This is a genomic window from Hungatella sp. (assembly GCF_046966825.1).
Map to the genome: position 1 here is coordinate 31,730 of NZ_JBKVCZ010000068.1, position 3,859 is coordinate 35,588.

Annotated in this window: 4 protein-coding genes; all 4 read left to right on the forward strand. The window is 48.5% G+C overall.

Annotated elements, in window-relative coordinates; genetic code table 11:
• On the forward strand, window positions 1-971 hold a 971-nt coding region (locus tag ACLTD4_RS19670), incomplete at its 5' end, for a polysaccharide deacetylase family protein (protein WP_412331487.1).
• A gap of 43 nt (window positions 972-1,014) precedes the next feature.
• On the forward strand, window positions 1,015-1,989 hold the full coding sequence (locus tag ACLTD4_RS19675) for a CobW family GTP-binding protein (RefSeq protein WP_022512821.1): 975 nt from the start codon (window positions 1,015-1,017) through the stop codon (window positions 1,987-1,989).
• Window positions 1,986-3,545, forward strand: coding sequence for a permease (locus ACLTD4_RS19680; RefSeq protein ID WP_118077413.1), 1,560 nt, complete (start codon window positions 1,986-1,988; stop codon window positions 3,543-3,545). Before ACLTD4_RS19675 ends, ACLTD4_RS19680 begins: the two co-directional genes overlap by 4 nt.
• On the forward strand, window positions 3,542-3,859 hold a 318-nt coding region (locus ACLTD4_RS19685), incomplete at its 3' end, for a DUF1980 domain-containing protein (protein ID WP_412331488.1). The genes ACLTD4_RS19680 and ACLTD4_RS19685, both read left to right, overlap by 4 nt.

Sequence of the window (3,859 nt, forward strand, 5' to 3'; positions counted from 1 at the left end):
CAGCCCAGGGCAAGGGCTACAATTCTGTGATGACCACGGTTCCGGAATTTGAAGCGATCCTGACTCAGATGTATCAGAGAGGTTATGTGCTGGTCGGCATTCACGATTTGGCGGAGGTGAGTGAGGACGAAACAGGGATGGAACAGATGAGAGCGAAGAAAATCCTGCTTCCCCCGGGCAAAAAAGCATTTGTTATGAGCCAGGATGATGTCAATTACTATGAATACATGGAGGAGTCTGGCTGCGCGCGTAAAATACTTTTGGATGATCGTAGGAAACCAGTTTGCGAATACATGGATCAGGATGGAACTGTCTGGATTGGGGAATATGACTTAGTTCCCATTCTCGACCGTTTCGTGGAGGAACATCCGGATTTTAGCTACAGAGGGGCCAAGGCAATCTTGGCCCTGACTGGATATAACGGTGTCCTGGGATACCGCACCGATGAAACGTACGATCCGGCCTCTCCAAACTATGATCCAGACATGAAACCAAATCCCAATATCGAGGAAGACCGGGCCTATGTAAAAAAACTAACACAGGCACTGAAAGAGGATGGTTATGAGTTCGCTTCCCACTCCTGGGGACATCGGGATTACGGGAAAATTGACCTTGAACATATGAAAGCAGATATTGAGCGATGGGAAAAGAATGTGGCTCGTCTGCTTCCCGATCCCTGCGACATCATGATTTATCCCTTTGGCTCCGATGTGGGGGACTGGAGGCCCTATACGGAAGAAAATGAAAAATACCGATACTTGCAGAGCCTGGGCTTCAGGTACTTCTGTAATGTGGATTCCAGACCATATTGGGTGGAAACAGGAGGCCAGTTCCTCCGGCAGGCCAGACGGAACCTGGACGGCTACCGGCTGTGGATGGATTATGGCTGCGGTGCAAATGGGCTGTCCGACTTAATTGATGTGAATACGGTATTTGATGCGCGCAGGCCAACACCGGTTGGATGGAAGTAAGCAATACCGGTTGGTTGGAAGCGGCCGGCAGAAAGGAGTGTATATGACGGATGTTTATGTGATATCTGGCTTTTTAGGAGCGGGAAAGACGACACTGATTAAAACCATGGTGCATTCCGCGTTCAAGAACAAGAAGCTGGTTGTGATTGAAAATGACTTTGGGGAGGCCGGGATTGATGCCGGGCTGCTCAAGGAATGCAACTTGGCGGTTACCAGTTTAAGCGATGGGTGTATCTGCTGCAGTCTGACCGGAGACTTTGAGAAAGCGATGGAACGCATATTAAAGGACTACATACCGGATGCCGTATTGGTGGAACCATCCGGCGTGGGCAGATTATCCGATCTGATTAAAATCTGTTTAAAACAGGAGGACAGGGGCCTTATCCATCTGAAAAGGACAATAACCGTGGTGGATATACGGTCATTTGATAAATATAGAAAAAATTACGGGGGATTTTTTGAGGATCAGATTGCTTATGCCGATTTGATACTGCTAAGTCACCAAGAGGAAGGGGGGCAGGAAATTCAATCAGTTAAGATTAAAATTCAGGAAATGAATCCCGAAGCCAGAGTCGAGGCGGATTTTTGGGAATCCATTCCTGCATCTGTATTCCGGTATGGCCCGCGAAACAGCAGCATTTTTAAGCTAGAAATGGAAGCAGCGGTCTCTATGAAACCTGTGCGGATTCGCAGCTGTAGGGAACCATCCCGTAGAACCGGTTTTATCAGGCGTCACTTCGCCAGAGATGTCTTTTCTTCTGTTACTATTGAGTGGAAAGAACCCATTACGGAGGAGCGGCTGGGGAAAAAGATTCTGCATGTTGTGAAACATGCAGAGGGGGAAATCCTCCGAGGAAAAGGGATTGTGGCAGATGGACGCCGGGGATTGGTATTCCACTATCTGCCTGGCAGTTTAAGCATTGAACCCGCAAACATAGTTGGGAACCAGGTTTGCTTCATAGGCACCGGCCTGGATGAACAGCAGATACATACATTATTCAGAGAGGAAACAACATGACAACACCGGTATGGGTCATAACTGGACTGCTGGATTCGGGAAAGACCACGCTCATCAACCAGTTGGCTGAACAGGAACTGGATGAACTGGATATCCTGGTCATCCAGTTTGAATCAGGCGAAACACCTCTGATAGAACAAGAACGTGTGAAGAAACTGGCATTCTCCAAGAGCCAGCTGGAACAGAGTCCATTCGGCATTGCCGATACCATCATTCACTACATTGATAAACACAGACCTGATTTAATTCTGATCGAATGGAACGGGATGGAGCATTTCCATAAACTGGAGGAAATGTTTCTCCAGTTTTCTGCAAAAGCAGTGCTGAGTATTGAAAAGGTGGTTTATGCAGCGGAGGGAGCCAGCTTTAAGACCAGGATTCCAGATGCAGGAGTGGCAACATTTTCACAGATTGCGGGCTGCGACTGCGCTTACGTGAGACTGAAGGGAAATCGGAAATCTCGGAATGGCATGGATGTTCTTTATGGCTGCAACCCAGATATCCAGGTCTATACCAGCTGGAACCGTTTTGTACGCGCCTTGTTCCGTTTCGGTATGAAGCCTCGGCATTGGTTCCTGATGCTTCTGACTGCGGTCATGTTGTATATGGCAGCTTTTTCCGTGCTAAATGATGCGGGGGCTTCGCCAGAACGGTATATAAGCATATTCCTTGGGGTTTTTCTTCAGGCAGCGCCCTTTTTGGCTGTTGGTGTCCTGCTTTCCTCCCTGATTCAGGTTTATTTAAAGCCGGACTGGATTCAGAGAAGATTCCCCAGAAAAATTCTGTCTGGCCAGCTCTTTGCAGTGCTTGCCGGTTTTTGCTTGCCGGTATGCGACTGTGCATCCATTCCTGTATTCAAAGGTCTGGTCAAAAAGGGGGTACCTATGCCGGCTGCTGTGACCTTTATGCTGGTATCCCCGGTGATTAACCCGGTAGTCATCCTCTCCACCTGGTATGCGTTTAATGGCAATTACAAGATCATCGCGGCCAGATGCGGCCTGGGTATCTTGTGCGCCGTACTCTGTGGATTGACCTATCTTTTTAAACCGCCTGTGAATTATCTGGTGGAATATGCCATGCCTATCCAGGCGGCGTGTGGGGATTACAGCCTTCTGGAAGAAAAGGGGACTCAGTTGTCCCGTTTTTCTCTGATGATGCGGCACGCGCAGAATGAATTTTTCTCAGTGGGCAAATTCCTGCTTACCGGAATCTTTGCATCCACCCTGTTTCAGGATATGATTCCACGGGCAGTTGCCGCAGGCGGCGCCGCGGCGCCGTGGAAAGCGCTTCTGGTGATGATGGGGTTGGCCTTTGTGTTGTCCCTCTGTTCCTCCTCCGATGCGGTAGTGGCCAGAAGTATGGCCGGGAGCCTTCCGGTGGGGGCTGTCCTGGGATTTTTGGTGTTCGGCCCTATGATGGACATCAAAAATGCCGCCATGTTGCTTTCGGGTTTTAAATCCAGTTTTGTTATTCGTCTTTTTGCAACCACATTTCTTGTCTGTTTTCTTGTGATAGGTGTATTTATGACAGGGGGAAGCGGAGGAATCAGAATATGACGCTGCGGGGAAAAGGAATCAACCTTCAGGTATTGACAGAATGTATCTGTTATCTGTTGTTTGGATACCTGTTGTTTCAGCTTACTTATTCAGGCGGGTATTTAAATTATGTGACTCCAAGGATGAAGCCGTATCTTTACGGCATGTCTGCTTTAATGTTTTTATGGGCGGTGTTTACAGGAAGGTACTTACTGACACCCCGGTATCGGGTAAAGCTGGCCCGTTCTTTTGTTTTTATTATTCCGATTCTGCTGCTTGTCTTCCGTCCGGCCGATCCTGGGGGGAGCAGTATGGTCAGAAGCTATGAGAGCTCC